The 14,538-nt window shown below is 64.6% G+C and carries 15 protein-coding genes; 3 read left to right on the top strand and 12 right to left on the bottom strand.

From position 1 onward, the window contains the following. Positions 1 to 68: 68 nt before the first annotated feature. From QX071_RS02815 to murJ, 10 genes are all read right to left on the bottom strand, one after another. Complete coding sequence (locus QX071_RS02815; protein ID WP_315702377.1) at positions 69 to 1,106, bottom strand: PhoH family protein; 1,038 nt, start codon at positions 1,104 to 1,106, stop codon at positions 69 to 71. A gap of 4 nt (positions 1,107 to 1,110) precedes the next feature. Then, positions 1,111 to 2,514, bottom strand: coding sequence for a tRNA (N6-isopentenyl adenosine(37)-C2)-methylthiotransferase MiaB (miaB, locus tag QX071_RS02810; protein ID WP_315702378.1), 1,404 nt, complete (start codon positions 2,512 to 2,514; stop codon positions 1,111 to 1,113). Between the two features lie 81 nt (positions 2,515 to 2,595). Beyond that, positions 2,596 to 3,312, bottom strand: coding sequence for an HAD family hydrolase (locus QX071_RS02805; RefSeq protein ID WP_315703150.1), 717 nt, complete (start codon positions 3,310 to 3,312; stop codon positions 2,596 to 2,598). Beyond that, positions 3,312 to 3,767, bottom strand: a complete 456-nt coding sequence (locus QX071_RS02800) for a Fur family transcriptional regulator (RefSeq protein WP_315702379.1) — start codon at positions 3,765 to 3,767, stop codon at positions 3,312 to 3,314. Before QX071_RS02800 ends, QX071_RS02805 begins: the two co-directional genes overlap by 1 nt. A 44-nt stretch (positions 3,768 to 3,811) precedes the next feature. Next, complete coding sequence (gene rimI / locus QX071_RS02795; protein ID WP_315702380.1) at positions 3,812 to 4,294, bottom strand: ribosomal protein S18-alanine N-acetyltransferase; 483 nt, start codon at positions 4,292 to 4,294, stop codon at positions 3,812 to 3,814. Continuing rightward, the gene (tsaB, locus tag QX071_RS02790; protein ID WP_315702381.1) at positions 4,294 to 4,992 is read right to left on the bottom strand and encodes a tRNA (adenosine(37)-N6)-threonylcarbamoyltransferase complex dimerization subunit type 1 TsaB; all 699 of its coding nucleotides are present in this window, start codon (positions 4,990 to 4,992) and stop codon (positions 4,294 to 4,296) included. The genes rimI and tsaB overlap by 1 nt, the downstream gene beginning before the upstream one ends. Before the next feature lie 256 nt (positions 4,993 to 5,248). Next, entirely contained in the window at positions 5,249 to 5,818 is a 570-nt protein-coding gene (locus tag QX071_RS02785; RefSeq protein ID WP_315702382.1) for a NifU family protein, read from the bottom strand. A 92-nt stretch (positions 5,819 to 5,910) separates the two neighbouring features. Then, positions 5,911 to 6,405, bottom strand: a complete 495-nt coding sequence (locus tag QX071_RS02780; RefSeq protein WP_315702383.1) for a universal stress protein — start codon at positions 6,403 to 6,405, stop codon at positions 5,911 to 5,913. Between the two features lie 115 nt (positions 6,406 to 6,520). Further along, a complete protein-coding gene (trpS, locus tag QX071_RS02775) occupies positions 6,521 to 7,573 on the bottom strand; it encodes a tryptophan--tRNA ligase (protein WP_315702384.1) in 1,053 nt (350 codons plus the stop codon). Between the two features lie 46 nt (positions 7,574 to 7,619). Then, complete coding sequence (gene murJ, locus QX071_RS02770; RefSeq protein ID WP_315702385.1) at positions 7,620 to 9,176, bottom strand: murein biosynthesis integral membrane protein MurJ; 1,557 nt, start codon at positions 9,174 to 9,176, stop codon at positions 7,620 to 7,622. 70 nt (positions 9,177 to 9,246) lie between these two features. Here murJ and QX071_RS02765 point away from each other — a divergent pair, with 70 nt between their 5' ends. Further along, on the top strand, positions 9,247 to 10,248 hold the full coding sequence (locus tag QX071_RS02765; protein ID WP_315702386.1) for an adenosine kinase: 1,002 nt from the start codon (positions 9,247 to 9,249) through the stop codon (positions 10,246 to 10,248). A 163-nt stretch (positions 10,249 to 10,411) separates the two neighbouring features. Here QX071_RS02765 and QX071_RS02760 read toward each other — a convergent pair whose 3' ends face one another. Then, a complete protein-coding gene (locus tag QX071_RS02760) occupies positions 10,412 to 11,605 on the bottom strand; it encodes a serine hydrolase domain-containing protein (protein ID WP_315702387.1) in 1,194 nt (397 codons plus the stop codon). Positions 11,606 to 11,929: 324 nt separating this feature from the next. Here QX071_RS02760 and QX071_RS02755 point away from each other — a divergent pair, with 324 nt between their 5' ends. Next, positions 11,930 to 12,250, top strand: a complete 321-nt coding sequence (locus tag QX071_RS02755; RefSeq protein WP_315702388.1) for a hypothetical protein — start codon at positions 11,930 to 11,932, stop codon at positions 12,248 to 12,250. A 104-nt stretch (positions 12,251 to 12,354) separates the two neighbouring features. Next, entirely contained in the window at positions 12,355 to 13,851 is a 1,497-nt protein-coding gene (locus tag QX071_RS02750; protein WP_315702389.1) for an NAD-dependent succinate-semialdehyde dehydrogenase, read from the top strand. Between the two features lie 7 nt (positions 13,852 to 13,858). On the opposite strand, the gene QX071_RS02745 is transcribed toward QX071_RS02750, so the two are convergent. After that, positions 13,859 to 14,461 (bottom strand): hypothetical protein, encoded by a 603-nt coding sequence (locus QX071_RS02745; protein WP_315702390.1) that lies wholly within the window; start codon positions 14,459 to 14,461, stop codon positions 13,859 to 13,861. Positions 14,462 to 14,538: the final 77 nt, after the last annotated feature.

The following is a 14,538-nucleotide window of genomic DNA, read 5'->3' as shown; positions in this document are numbered from 1 at the left end:
CTCGGCTTTGGGTCTGTGCGAAGCGGACGCTGATTTGATGACGTGCGCTTGGCATCCTTGCTCCCGCGTCAGCGCTCCTTGGCGCCCTCATAGGCGGCGACGATGCGCGCCACCAGCTCATGGCGAATGACGTCTTCGCCGGTGAATTTCACCTGTGCAATGCCGTCGACGCCGTCCAGCAGCCGCGCGGCTTCCGCAAGGCCCGATGTCTGCCCGTTCGGCAGGTCGACCTGCGACGGATCGCCGGTGATGATCATCCGGCTGTTCTCGCCGAGCCGGGTTAGGAACATCTTCATCTGCATGGACGTGGTGTTCTGCGCCTCGTCCAGAATGATGGCGGCATTGGTCAGCGTGCGCCCGCGCATGAAGGCGAGCGGGGCGATCTCGATCTCGCCGGCTTGGAGCGCCCGCTCGACGATCCGCGCATCCATCAGGTCGTAGAGCGCGTCATAGATCGGCCGCAGGTAGGGATCGACCTTCTCGCGCAGATCACCGGGCAGGAAGCCGAGCCGTTCGCCGGCTTCCACCGCCGGGCGCGACAGGATGATGCGATCGACCTCCTTGCGCTCGAACAGCTGTGCGGCATGCGCAACCGCGAGCCAGGTCTTGCCGGTGCCGGCAGGTCCAACGCCGAACACGAGCTCATGGCGCTTCAAGGCGCGGATGTAGGAATCCTGCGCGGCGGTGCGCGCCCGTACCGGCCGCTTGCGCAAATTGATGCTCTCGAAGCCGGACTTCGCGCCCTTGGCGTCGAACTCGAACAGCGAGCCTTGCGCGACCACGGCGCGGATCGCACCATCGACATCGCCCTGTCCGAGATCATGACCCTGCACCGCCTGGGCGTAGAGCGATTCCAGCACGCGCCGTGCCGCATCGCAGCCATCACGCGAGCCGCCGATGGTGATGTGGTTGCCGCGGGAATCCACCACGACTCCCAGCCTCCGCTCGATCAGAGCGAGATTCTGGCCGTAGGGGCCGACCAGCGCGGAAGCTGCGCGATTGTCGTCAAAATCGATGACGACCTGTGCCTCGGGTGGAATGGACATGTTGCGATCGAACTTGCGGCTTGGAGCGAGCGAGGAGGAATCCGATGCGCTCTTGGGCAAGGGGTCAGGCTCCGATGATGACGGGGGATGCCGCAGCCTGCGTGTTCTGCGGCGCGGCCGGGCTTGTGAGCTCACCGAGCAGGCTGTAGCGCTCCAGGCTGTCGATTCTGATCGGCAGTACCTGCCCAATGATGTCAGGTGAGGCCATCACGTGTGCGGGCTGCAGATAGGCGGTGCGGCCGACGATCTGTCCGGGATTGCGCGCTGGCCGCTCAAACAGCACATCGACAACCGTACCGATCGCGGCCTTGTTGAAGGCCGATTGCTGGCTGTCGATCAAGGCCTGGAGTCGCTCCAATCGCGCGTCCATCTCGCTTAAAGACACCGTCTCCCGAATCTCCGCCGCCGGCGTGCCCGGTCGCGGCGAATATTTGAAGGAATACGCCGCAGCGTAGCCGATTTGTGCGACAAGCGCGAGAGTGGCGCGAAAATCTTCCTCGGTCTCGCCCGGGAAACCGACGATGAAATCCGATGAAAATGCAATATCTTGGCGCGCCGCCCGGAACCGGTCGATGACTTTGTGATAATCGATCGCCCGGTGTTTGCGGCTCATCGCCGCCAAGATCCGGTCCGAGCCGGATTGCACCGGCAGATGGATGAAGGGCATCAAAGCCGGCAGGTCGCGATGCGCGGCAATCAGGCTGTCGTCGACGTCGTTCGGGTGGCTCGTGGAATAGCGGATCCGTGCGAGCCCCGGAATCTCGGCAAGCCGGTACAACAGCCGGCCGAGCGTCCAACTCCGCCCGTCAGGGCCCTCGCCATGATAGGCATTCACGTTCTGCCCGATCAGGGTGATCTCGCGCACCCCGTTCTCGGTGAGGTCTCTGATCTCGTCGACGATCCTGCCGACCGGGCGCGACATTTCGCTGCCGCGCGTATAGGGCACCACACAGAAGGTGCAGAACTTGTCGCAGCCCTCCTGCACCGTCACGAAAGCCGAGACGCCGCGCGCGCGGATGGTCTCGGGCTTGGGCTTGGCGAGGTAGCCGAACTTGTCGTCGGCGGGAAATTCAGTGGCGATGGCGCGTTCCCCGCCGCCGGCACGCTTCAGGAGATCGGGCAGGTGGTGGTAGCTCTGTGGGCCGACCACGATGTCGACGACCGGCGCACGCGCAACGATCTCCTCGCCTTCGGCCTGGGCCACGCATCCGGCTACCGCGATCCGCATGGTGCGGCCGCCCCGCGCCGCCTCGTCCTTGGCGAGCCGCAGCCGGCCGAGTTCCGAATAGACCTTCTCGGACGCCTTCTCGCGGATGTGGCAGGTGTTGAGGATCACCAGATCGGCGTCCTCAGCGCTTGCGGTCTCGACAAAGCCCTCAGGCTGAAGCGTATCCACCATGCGCTGGGCATCGTAGACGTTCATCTGGCAGCCATAGGACTTGATATGCAGCTTGCGCGGCGGCGTCATAAATCCCGCTTGGTTGGATCCTGATTCGCGGTGAATACGGCACCTATCCGGCGCCAAACCCGATGCGGCCTCAGATATAGTCTAACCGGCTGAAAATCCAGCGATCGGGGCGTTTTTGGCGCCCAATTGGCCGAGCAAGGCCGGCAATTTCGCCATATCGTCAAAGGTCAAGTGCGCGCCCGCCGCCTGCAGGGTCGCGCCATGGTCGGGCCGGCAATGGCTGCCGCCGTAGAACCCGAACACGGTCATCCCGGCGGCCACCGCGCCGGTCACGCCCGCTACGCTGTCTTCGACGACGAGGCAGCGGCCAGGGGCGGCCCGCATTTGTGCGGCCGCGAACAGGAACAGGTCGGGAGCGGGCTTGCCGTTCTGGACCTGCGAGGAGGAGAAGATATGCGGTGCAAAGCGGTCATAGAGGCGCGTGGCGCCCAGGCTGACCCGCATGCGCTGGTGCGAACCGGAGGAAGCGACGCAGGCCGGCACATCGAGCGCATCGAGCGCGTGCGCGATCCCTTCGATGGCCCGAAGGTCGGCCTCGAACGCGCCGAACAGCCGCTCCTGCAGCAGCACGTTGAAGTTGTCCGGCAGGCTGCGCCCCAATTCGGCCTCGATTTCCAGGCGCGCCTGCTTGGCGGAGCGGCCCAGGAAGCGATCGAACACCTGATCGGCCGTGATCGGATAGCCGCATTGGCTGAGTACGTCGGCGTGGGCCTGACAGGAGATCACCTCGCTGTCGACCAAGACGCCGTCGCAATCAAAAATGACGAGATCGACAGGTGCGACGGAAGATGGCCGGATCAGTTGCTCGTTTCCTCTTCGAGCGGAACGCAATACAGCTCGAGCCGGTGGTCGACCAGCTTGTAGCCGAGCTTGCGCGCGATCTCCGCCTGCAGCTTCTCGATTTCTTCGGAGGTGAACTCTATCACCTTGCCGTCGCGCAGATTGATCAGGTGATCGTGGTGGCTGTCGCGCATCTGCTCATAGCGAGCGCGGCCTTCGCGGAAATCGTGCCGCTCGATGATACCGGCATCTTCGAACAGCTTGACGGTACGATAGACGGTCGAGATCGAGATCTTGTCGTCCACTGCGACGCAGCGCCGGTATAGTTCCTCGACATCGGGATGGTCAGCTGCTTCGGCCAGCACGCGCGCGATGACGCGGCGCTGCTCCGTCATGCGCATACCGGTCGCGGCGCAGCGCGCCTCGATATCGGAGGATTGCAGCACGGGTGTAACGGTTTTCAAGGACGTCATGGTCTCTCGCCTTAAGGGGTCCGCTTTCTGCCACCAAGCTCATACTACGACAAGTCCCGGCGCATCAGAAGTGCATTCAGTTGTTCCCCGCCGGGCTGCAGATAATAGCGTTCGCGCCGCCCCACGGTCGCAAATCCGGCCCGTTCGTAGAGACGTCGCGCTGGCTGGTTGTTCTCTTCGACTTCGAGGAACACCGTCCGTACGCCGCGGCCCGCTAAATGACCCAGATGCGTCAACAGCAGATGACGAGAAAATCCGCGGCCGCGCTGATTTGGGTCAAGTGCGACGGATAAAATCTCGGCTTCGTCGGCGCCGATGCGCGAGACGATGAAGCCGACGGTGCGCCGTCGCAGCCTCAGGCGGTGCACCAGTGTGTTGCGCTCGGCGAGCATGGCCTCGAACTCGCTCTCGCCCCAGCCGCGGTGGAATGACGCAGCATGGATCTGCGCGAGCTTCGCTGCATCGCGCAATGAGGCAGCCTCGACCGCCGGCTTGCCGCCCCCGCACAACAGTGAAAGCCAGCCCATCACGACGTTGCCGTCTGCGCGGCCGCGTGCGGTATTTCTGCAGGGAGCTTGACGTCAGGGGCCCGCAAGTAGAATGGGCGGGCGCTCGCGCGCTCGGGATCCGCCGCGGCCCCGAGCCAGGCGATCCACGTGATGTCGGGCGCGGCCTGCGTCTGGACACTCACTGGAGGCTCGGCATCGATCGGCCAGCGTTCGGCCAAGAGCTGGGCAGCGTTGCCGACCAGATGCACTGCACCAAACCGCGCGGCGGCCAGCGCCTCGCTGACCGGCGCCACCTGCGGTGCGACGAGTTCGTCGCCGCTGCCGGCGACCACTTGGTAATAGACCTGATCATGGCGGGCATCGATCGCCGAGATCACGGGATGCGGGCCATCCTCGCTGACGACAGGAGCCGCATAGGCCGACAATGTGGTGACGCCGACTACCGGCTTGTCGGCGGCCAGCGCAATGCCGCGCGCGGCCGACAGGCCGACGCGCAGCCCGGTAAAGCTGCCAGGGCCCGTCGTGACGGCGATGCGATCGAGCGCCGCGAAGGACATCCCCGACCGCTCCATGAGGCGTGCGATCATGGGCATCAGCGCCTCGGCATGACCGCGTTTCATCGGCTGTGATTCGAGGGCGCGCATCTTGCCCGTATCCGTGTCGAGCACCGCGGCAGCGCAATGATCCAGTGCGGTATCGATGGCGAGAATCAACATCGTGTCGGTGTGGTTGTCGCCCCGAGTCGGGGCGGCGGACGCCTCATCTCTGAGGCCAATGCGGTAAAGTTCGTTATTCTTACTGAATAGAACGGGCTCAATATCGCACCTCGGTGCGCCCGATGGAAGTCTAAATGGTTGAAAATATGGGGGATTAAGCCAAGATTCTGCGGGCGAACGGCCGCTTGAAGATGTTCGCCGGCGGGCGGGGAGCGATTGGGGAGCGGCGAATGGACGCAGCTCCCCAATGGCCTTCTTACATTGGGCGGACTTCGACCACTTCGGGCACGAAGTGCCGCAGCAGGTTCTGGATGCCGTGTTGCAGCGTCGCGGTCGACGACGGGCAGCCGGAGCAGGCCCCCTTCATGTTGAGATAGACGATGCCGTCCTTGAAGCCGCGGAAGGTGATGTCGCCGCCGTCATTGGCGACCGCAGGACGCACGCGCGTTTCGATCAGGTCCTTGATGATGTCGACCGTCTCGGCATCGGCCTCATCGTAGAATTCGTCGTCTTCGTCGGCGAGTTCGTCATTGGCTACGCTGCCGTCGGCGAGCAGCGGTGCGCCCGACATGTAGTGCTCCATGATGGCGCCGAGGATCGCCGGCTTGAGGTGCTGCCACTCGCCGCCGTCCTTGGTCACCGTGATGAAGTCGGCGCCGTAAAAGACCCCGGTAATGCCTTCGACGTCGAACAGGCGCGCGGCGAGCGGCGAACGCGCGGCGGCGTCTCGGCTGTTGAACTCCATCGTACCGGTCTCGAGTACGAGGCGGCCCGGGATGAACTTCAATGTTGCGGGATTGGGGGTAGCTTCGGTCTGGATGAACATGGTTTTCTCCGGCAGCGCCGGTTCAAGGCCGGCGTGTGGGGGCTTCTCTATCAGATGGCGCCTGCGGGCGCACGATCAAGACAGCAGGCCGGCTATGCCAGCGCGTCGATCTCGGCATCCTTGAGGTCGCCCGGCACGATCAGCACCGGAATCGGGAACGTGCCGACGGTATTGGTGACTTGCGTGATCAGGGGACCTGGCCCCTCCGCGCCGGAATTGGCCGCCAAAACCAGAACCGCAATGTCGGCATCGGCTTCGATCGTGGTCAGGATCTGCTCGGTGGGGTCGCCTTCGCGAATGACCCGTTCCGGCGGTCTGGCGCCGGCGGCAGCCGCCAGCGCCGTGCCGCGATCCAGCGCGGCGTTCGCCTCGTCATGGGCCTCCGCCCGCATGAGGTCGGCGACACCCAGCCATTGCTGGTTCTGGTCCTCGGTCTCGATGATGCGCAGCATCACGATGCCGCCGCTGCTGCGGATCGCCCAGCGGCTCGCATAGCGCAGCGCGCGGTCCCACTCTGCGCTGTCGTCGACGACAACGAGGCATTTCGGCGTGTGCCCGGTCTGATAGCTCTGCCGCTGAGGGGACATCGATGCTTCGCTCGCTCGAGGTCGTCCGACGTCAAACGGCATCATGCTGCCATAACCGGCGCCGCTTTGGGAGGGCTGCCCTCGGGCGCGAGGGCGGCCCTCATGCCGCCGAGGTTCAGCGCTTGCGAATGAAGCCGACGATGTCCTTGGCCGTCTGCATCGTCTCGCTGGCGATCGCCATCGCGCGCTCGCCGCCGTCGACCAGAACGGAATCCACGTAGCCGGGGTCCGCCGTGAGCCGCTTCATCTCGGCCGCGATCGGCGCGAGCTCGGCCACGCACAGCTCCACCAGCGCGTTCTTGAAGCTGGAGAATTGACCGCCGCCGAATTCGCGCAAGACGTCCGCCTTGCTGCGGTTCGACAGCGCGGCGTAGATGCCGACCAGATTGTCGGCCTCGGGTCGTGGTTCCAGACCCTTCTCCTCGGTCGGCAACGGCTCCGGATCGGTCTTTGCCTTACGGATCTTCTGCGCGATCGTGTCCGCATCATCCGTCAAGTTGATGCGCGAATAGTCCGAGGCATCAGACTTCGACATCTTCTTGGTTCCGTCGCGCAGCGACATCACGCGCGTCGCCGGCCCTTGGATCAACGGTTCCGGCATCGGAAAAAACACGCCGTCGCCAAAGCCGTTGCTGCGGATGGACTCGCCGAAATCATTGTTGAACTTCTGTGCGATGTCGCGCGCCAGCTCCATGTGCTGCTTCTGGTCTTCGCCGACGGGCACATGGGTGGCGCGGTAGAGCAGGATGTCGGCCGCCATCAGCACCGGGTAGTCGTAGAGGCCGACCGAGGCGTTCTCGCGGTCCTTGCCGGCCTTCTCCTTGAACTGGGTCATGCGGTTGAGCCAACCGATGCGCGCGACACAGTTGAAGATCCAGGCGAGCTCGGCATGGCCCGAGACCTGGCTCTGGTTGAAGACGATATGCTTCTTCGGGTCGATGCCGGCTGCAATGAATGCCGCCGTCACCTCGCGCGTGGCGCGGGGCAGTTCCGCCGGGCCGCCCCATACATCGACCGGCATCGTGATCGCGTGCATGTCGACGACGCAATAGATGCAGTTGTGGGTCTCCTGCATCTTCACGAAGTTGACGATGGCGCCGAGATAATTGCCGAGATGCAGATTGCCGGTTGGCTGGACGCCCGAAAAAACCCGTTCCACGAAGGCCATGGTCGATATTCCCTGCAGATTTGCAGCGTCGTTTGGCACGAGCGCCCTAAACGTGCAAGTCGCGGGGCGGCTTTTGCCGGATCGCCCGGATGGTTTCGCGCCAGCCGATGACGCCGAGTACCCGAAGCAGCACGCCGTAGACGGCCACCGCCGTCGCAATCAGCGCCAGCAGGACGGTCGCCCGGCTCAGAACATGCTGTGGAGGGTGCGCGCCCGTGACCGTCGTTGCGAGCCAAAGCGCGCCGCCCATGATGATGGCGGCGAGCACGATGCGCGGCAGCCGGCGCCGTGACGCCGGCTGGATCGCAAAGCCCAGGCGTGCCGCGCCGCGCCGGATCAGCACCAGCGTATTGGCCCAGGCGCCGAGCGCCAGCCCCGCCGCGATGCCGCCGGCACCCAGGACTTGCCCGAGCAGGAAGCCCAGCGCGATCGCGGCGCCGGACCCGATCAAGGTGGCTCGCAGCGGTGTCTGCGTGTCGTTGCGCGCGAAGAAGCCGGGCGCGAGTGCTTTGGTGAGGACCTGCGCAGGCAGCGCCGCCGCAAGCCACATCAGGATGCCCGAAGTGGCGGCCGTATCCTCGGGGGTGAACGCGCCATGCTCGAACAGCAAGGCGACGATGGGATGGCTGAGCAGCATCAGTCCCAGGGTTGCAGGCAGAGCCAGGCCGATCGTGAGTTCGATGCCGCGCGATTGCGCATGTGCGATGGCCGTCTTGTCGCCTGCATGGACGGCGCGCGTCAGCTCCGGCACCAATACGGTCCCCATCGCGACGCCGACAATGCCGAGCGGTAGTTCGATCAGGCGGTTGGCGAAATAGAGCCAGGACACCGCCGAGCTCTGCGCCGAGGCAATGATCGCTCCTGCCACTGCAAGCAACTGCGGCGCCGCGCTGGCGATCATGCCAGGAAGCGCCTTGCCGATGAAAGCGCGAAGCTCGGGATCGAGCGAGATGCGCAATGGTCTTGCGTCATTGCGGCCCCGGCGCAGCAAGAGGATCAGGAGCTGCAGCAGGCCGGCGACACCGACGGTGGCCGCCAGCATCGAAGCCGCAAACGCCGGCTCGCCGGGCACGACGAGCAGCGCGATCGTCGCGGCGACCAGCACGAGATTGAACAATAGCGGCGAAAACGCCGTCAGCGCAAAGCGCCCGTGGGTACTCGCGAGCGCGAGCAGCACCGTCGAAGGTCCGGCAAAGGCGAGATAGGGCAGCATCAGCCGGGCGTCATCGACGGCGATGGTCAGTGTCACCTCGCCCGCGAAGCCGGGCGCGAGCACGGTCATGACGACTGGCATTAGGAGTGCCAGCAGCGCTGCGGTGGCGACAACTCCGGCGCTGAACGTGGCGAGCACACGGCCGGCGAAGGCGGCCGCCGCGGCCGCGCCTTCGTTCTGACGCAGTCGCAGCCAGGCCGGCACCAGCGCAGCGTTGAGCGCACCCTCGGTCAGCAATCTGCGGATGACGTTGACCAGTTGGAACGCGGCAAGAAAGGCGTCGGCGACGGGGCCGGTGCCGAGTAGCGCGGCCATCAACGAGTCCCTGACGAAGCCGAGCAGCCGCGAGGCCAGTGTCCCCGAAGCCATGGTGAGAAAAGATCGGATCATCGGGCTTCTATAGCAGCACAGCTTGTGATAGGCCCCAGCCTTTCGCAATCGCCGCAGACGGGGCCGGTGGATGACTGACGCAAAGTTCGACGTTCTCGCGATCGGTAACGCCATTTTCGACGTGCTGGCGCAGACCGACGAAGGTTTTCTCGCCAAGCACAGCATGGCCAAGGGCAGCATGACCCTGATCGACGAGGCGAGGGCGGCCGCAATCTACCGCGACATGGGTCCGGCCACGGAGATGTCCGGGGGATCGGCTGCGAATACCATCGTAGGGCTCGCGAGCTTCGGTGCGCGCACCGCCTATGTCGGCAAGGTCAAGGACGACCAGATCGGCAAGATGTACACCCACGACATCCGCTCCGCTGGCGTGGTGTTCGACACCCTGCCTGCCGCGGACGGCCCGGCCACCGGCTGCACCTACATCCTGGTGACGCCGGACGGCGAGCGCACCATGAACACCTATCTCGGCGCGGCCCAGAAGCTGACGCCCAACGATATCGATGCCGGGCAGATTGCGGCGTCGCGCATCACCTACCTCGAAGGCTATTTGTGGGATCCGAAGGATGCCAAGGATGCGTTCGTGAAGGCTGCTGCCATCGCGCATGACGCGGGACGCGAGGTCGCGCTGACCTTGTCGGACGCGTTTTGCGTCGATCGTTATCGCGGCGAGTTTCTTGACCTGATGCGCGGTGGCACCGTCGATATCGTGTTCGCCAACGAGGCCGAGCTGCACTCGCTGTATCAGACCTCGGATTTCGACGGCGCGCTGAAGCAGCTGCGTGAGGACGCCACGCTCGGCATCGTCACCCGCAGCGAAAAGGGATGCGTCGTCGTCTCGAACGATGGCGTGATCTCGGTGCCGGCGTTTTCGATCGACAATCTCATCGACAGCACCGGCGCGGGCGATCTGTTCGCGGCCGGATTCCTGTTCGGCCTGGTGCGCCAGGCTGGCTATGAGAACGCCGGCCGGCTTGGCGGCCTCGCCGCCGCCGAGGTGATCCAACATATTGGCGCGCGGCCGCAGCTCTCGCTGAAAGAGCTTGCCGAGCAAAACGGTCTGCCGGTTTAGACGGAAAACTTGAAGCTGCCGATCCTGGCACGTGATGCCCGGGCTGGTCCCGGGCATCAACGTCTTCGCTCTATGCTCGTGCGTCGGTGGCCGGGCCGCGGCCTCGCCGAGTCGGCTTTGGCCGCGCAGGCGGATCGAGCCCGGCCATGATGACCCCGGAAGGTCACGCCGCCTGCTTGCCGCCCGCCGCATCGAGCCCGGCATAGATGCCGCGCTCGAAGCCGGCGAAGGCTTCGAGGCACTCCTTGTCCGCAAACGGCAGCACCTGCATCAGGATCACGCCCGTCACGTCGCGCGCGGGATCGATCCAGTAATAGGTGTTGGCAAGTCCGGCCCAGGCGAGGCTCCCGGCGCTCCGCCCTTCCGGAGTGCGGGCCGTGGTGATCATGAAGCTCAAGCCCCACTTCTTGACGATATCCGGATAGAGATCGACATCGTTGGTCACGCCGGGGACCGCCGCGACCATCTTGGTCATTTCCAGCTCGCCGATGTGATTCTCGCACATCGTGCCGACGGTCTCCGGCTTGAGCACTTGGTTGCCGTTGCCGCGGCCCTTGTTCAGGATCATCTGTGTGAACTTGATGTAGTCGCCCGCGGTGCCGTAGAGCCCGCCTCCGCCCATGTGGAATTCCGGCTCCTGTTCCATCTCGAACGGGATCGACGCCAGCGCGCCGTCCGCACCACGCGCGTGCATGGCGACCAGCCGCTCGCGTTGCGACGGGCCGAGCTTGAACCCGGTGTCGGTCATGCCGAGCGGGGCGAACAGATTTTTATGCAGGTAGGCATCGAGCTTCTGACCGGTCACGGCCTCGATCGCCTTGCCGACGAAATCGATGTTGATGCCATATTCCCAGCGCGTGCCGGGATCGGAGGCAAGCGGCGTCTTCAGCGCATCGTTCTTGCAGCTGATGATTCCGGGCAGTCCAGCCTTCTCTGCATAGGCGACCATGTCGCCGTTCCACATGTCATAGCAGAAGCCTGCCGTGTGGGTCATGAGCTGGCGCAGTGTGATCTCAGCCTTTGCGGGGCGCAGGATGGGATCGCCCTTGGCATCGAAACCTTCCAGCACCTGCGGCGCGGCAAGGTCCGGCAAGACTCGGCCGATCGGTGCATCCAAGGACAGCCGTCCCTGCTCCACCAGTTGCATCGCGCCGGCGCAGGTGATCGCCTTGGTCATCGAGGCGATCCAGAACACGCTATCCGTGGTCATTGGATCGTCCTTGCCCAGGTCCCGTTTGCCGAACGCGCCCTGATAGATCACCTCGCTCCCGCTGGCCGCGACGGCGACCACGCCGGGAATAGCGCCGGCATCGGCCTTCTGGCGCAGCAGCCGATCGATGTCTGTCTGGTTCTGCATGAGGTCCTCCCGCTGTTTTGATTTTTGGTAAGGCGATTGTTGTCTCGCCCGTGCTGCTCGGCAAGAACTCCCGGAAGGGCGACCGGTCGCGATCTCGTGATGATGCGACAGCGAAAGCGCCGACGGGAAGACGAGCCACGGACTTTTAGAGTTCGAGGGAATTGTGGCTACGGTCGTAATCGCCGCGGTGCATGGGCGTCATGCGCCGGCCGCGCTTGGCGTGGGGCGCCTTGAAACTATCTGTGTGTCAATGAGTTCGGCAAGGCCGGCAGTTGCGGCGGCAATGAGACAGACTGGCGACGACGACCGTCATGAGGGGGCAAGATGATCTCGACCTGGAGCGAATGGAAGCGGTACCCGAGACCGGGCCGCGGCGACAATATCGAAGCGCCGATCACGCCCGGCATCTACGAAGTCCGCGTCGCCGCCACCGGAGCGCTGCATTCGTTCGGAGCGGTCGACAATGTGGCGCAGGCTTTGGCACTGCTGCCCGTCGGCCCGAAGTCCTGGTTTGGACGGCGCGATCCTGCGTCGCTGCCCGATCTCGAATACCGCACCTGTGCGACCTCGACCAAGGCCGACGCCAAGGCCGCGGCCGAGCGGATGATCGGGCAGCGTGAGATCTATCTGAGCGGCGCGGCCTGAGGCCGCATCTGGTCGGCTGAGGTGCTCTGCGCATTTGCGCGGTGCGTAATGGCGTCGTCGCCGTTATATTCGCGCAAAATCCGCACCCTGTGAGGAGACCGCTCATGACCCCGACCGCCGCCGCACGCGCATCTCAGTCGTCACAGCAGAACTTGCGGGACCGTCTGAAGGACCCCTCGCTGTTGCGCGAACAGTGCTACATCGATGGCGCGTGGGTCGGCTCGCCGGTGTTCGCCGTGAACAATCCCGCGACAGGGGCCGAGCTCGCGAAGGTCGCCCAGCTCGGGCCTGACGATGCGACGAAGGCGGTCGAGGCTGCCGCGCTAGCCTTTCCGGCCTGGGCGAAGCTGACCGCGAAGCAGCGCTCGAACATCCTGCGCAAATGGTTCGAGCTGATCGCAGCCAACCGCGAGGATCTCGCGCTGATCCTGACCTCCGAACAGGGCAAGCCGCTGGCCGAGGCGCTCGGCGAGGTCGACATCGGTGCGGCCTATATCGAGTTTTTCGCCGAGGAAGCACGGCGGGTCTATGGCGAGACTATTCCGACGCAGAAGCCCGACGCGCGCCTGCTCGCGATCAAGCAGCCGATCGGCGTGTGCGGCGCCATCACGCCCTGGAATTTCCCGAACTCGATGATCACCCGCAAGGTGTCGCCGGCGCTGGCCGCGGGCTGCACCGTGGTGCTCAAGCCGGCCAACGAAACGCCGCTGAGCGCGCTGGCTCTGGCCGTTCTGGCCGAGCGCGCCGGCGTGCCGAAGGGCGTGTTCAACATCATCACCGGCGATGCGCCGCCGATCGGCAAGGTGTTGTGCGAGCATCCGGCGGTGCGCTTCGTCGGCTTCACCGGATCGACCGAGGTCGGCAAGATCCTGTATCGCCAGTCGGCCGGCACGGTGAAGAAGCTCGGGCTCGAGCTCGGCGGCAACGCGCCTTTCATCGTGTTCGACGATGCCGACCTGGATGCAGCGGTCGAGGGCGCCATCGTCTCGAAATACCGCAACATGGGCCAGACCTGCGTCTGCGCCAACCGCCTCTATGCGCAGGACAAGATCTACGACGCTTTCGTCGAGAAGCTCGCGGCGAAAGTGGCGGCGATGAAGATCGGCGATGGCACCGAGCCCGGCGTGGTGCAGGGGCCGCTGATCAATGCGGAAGCGGTGGAGAAGGTCGAACGCCACATTGCCGATGCGGTGGGCGGTGGCGCCAAGGTCGTCACCGGTGGCAAGCGCTCTTCATTGGGGCGAACCTTCTTCGAGCCGACTGTGCTGTCGAATGTGAAGGCCGATGCGCTGGTGGCGCGCGAGGAAACCTTTGGCCCGCTCGCACCCGTGATCCGCTTCAAGGACGAAGCGGACGTGATCGCGATGTGCAACGCCTCGCCGTTCGGTCTTGCGTCCTACTTCTACGCCCGCGATCTCGGCCGGGTCTGGCGAGTGGCGGAAGCGCTGGAGTCCGGCATGGTCGGCGTCAACACCGGCCTGATCACCACCGAGGTCGCGCCGTTCGGCGGCGTCAAGGAGAGTGGCCTCGGCCGCGAAGGCTCGCATCACGGCATCGAGGAATATCTCGAGATCAAATATGTGATGATGGCGGGCGTTTGAGCTCAGCTCAGGCCGACTTCGGAAGCTTGCTCACCGGAACCATGTAGGACTTGTTCCCGATCTGGTAGATGACCTTGCCGTTCTTGCCGTCGTCGGTCGAGATCTGCGACTGCCCGAACATGATGACATTCTTGTACACGATCCCGGTGCCCTGGCGCGTGATGCCGTCCGTGGTGACGCTGACCTGGGCCTCGTTGCCGCTGACCGAGAGCACGCGAAAGCTGGCGCTCTTGCCGTTGTTGGCCGAATAGCCTGCCCAGCTGCCGGTCAGGTTGCTCTGGTCGGCAGCCGGCGACTGCTTGTCGAGCAGCGCGGTCGCCTTGCCGCCGCCGGCCGAGAACAGCAATACCGCCTTTTTGCCGTTCTTGGTCCCGAGCGTGACTGAGCCGAAGTCGATGGTTGAGCCGTTGACCGTGCCGATGCCGCGCTCGGTCCGTCCATTGTGGGTGTATTCAACCACGGCCTGGGAGCCGCGGATGTTCACCACCTTGAAGCTGACGGTCTGATTGTTGGCGGTCCAAGTGCCTTTCCATTCACCGAGCAGATTGCTCTGGTGATACATCCGCTCCATGGCGGGAGATATCCGGCTGGTGCTTTGGACGACGGCCATGTGCGATGCAAAGAGCTCGGAAGCTCTTTTCTCAATGTTTCTGGTCGTTACAAACCGTGACAATGACCCGATTATGC

The sequence above is a fragment of the Bradyrhizobium sp. SZCCHNS1022 genome (assembly GCF_032484835.1).
In the GTDB taxonomy this organism is placed as follows: Bacteria; Pseudomonadota; Alphaproteobacteria; order Rhizobiales; family Xanthobacteraceae; genus Bradyrhizobium.
The sequence above is the reverse complement of the archived record's forward strand: the minus strand, read 5'-3'. Positions and strand labels throughout refer to the sequence as shown.

Coding starts and splice junctions, on each gene's coding strand:
- miaB (WP_315702378.1), bottom strand. CDS start 2,514: ATGACGCCGCCGCGCAAGCTGCATATCAAGTCCTATGGCTGCCAGATG.
- QX071_RS02800 (WP_315702379.1), bottom strand. CDS start 3,767: ATGACGTCCTTGAAAACCGTTACACCCGTGCTGCAATCCTCCGATATC.
- rimI (WP_315702380.1), bottom strand. CDS start 4,294: ATGGGCTGGCTTTCACTGTTGTGCGGGGGCGGCAAGCCGGCGGTCGAG.
- tsaB (WP_315702381.1), bottom strand. CDS start 4,992: ATGTTGATTCTCGCCATCGATACCGCACTGGATCATTGCGCTGCCGCG.
- QX071_RS02785 (WP_315702382.1), bottom strand. CDS start 5,818: ATGTTCATCCAGACCGAAGCTACCCCCAATCCCGCAACATTGAAGTTC.
- QX071_RS02780 (WP_315702383.1), bottom strand. CDS start 6,405: ATGTCCCCTCAGCGGCAGAGCTATCAGACCGGGCACACGCCGAAATGC.
- trpS (WP_315702384.1), bottom strand. CDS start 7,573: ATGGCCTTCGTGGAACGGGTTTTTTCGGGCGTCCAGCCAACCGGCAAT.
- murJ (WP_315702385.1), bottom strand. CDS start 9,176: ATGATCCGATCTTTTCTCACCATGGCTTCGGGGACACTGGCCTCGCGG.
- QX071_RS02765 (WP_315702386.1), top strand. CDS start 9,247: ATGACTGACGCAAAGTTCGACGTTCTCGCGATCGGTAACGCCATTTTC.
- QX071_RS02760 (WP_315702387.1), bottom strand. CDS start 11,605: ATGCAGAACCAGACAGACATCGATCGGCTGCTGCGCCAGAAGGCCGAT.
- QX071_RS02755 (WP_315702388.1), top strand. CDS start 11,930: ATGATCTCGACCTGGAGCGAATGGAAGCGGTACCCGAGACCGGGCCGC.
- QX071_RS02750 (WP_315702389.1), top strand. CDS start 12,355: ATGACCCCGACCGCCGCCGCACGCGCATCTCAGTCGTCACAGCAGAAC.
- QX071_RS02745 (WP_315702390.1), bottom strand. CDS start 14,461: ATGGCCGTCGTCCAAAGCACCAGCCGGATATCTCCCGCCATGGAGCGG.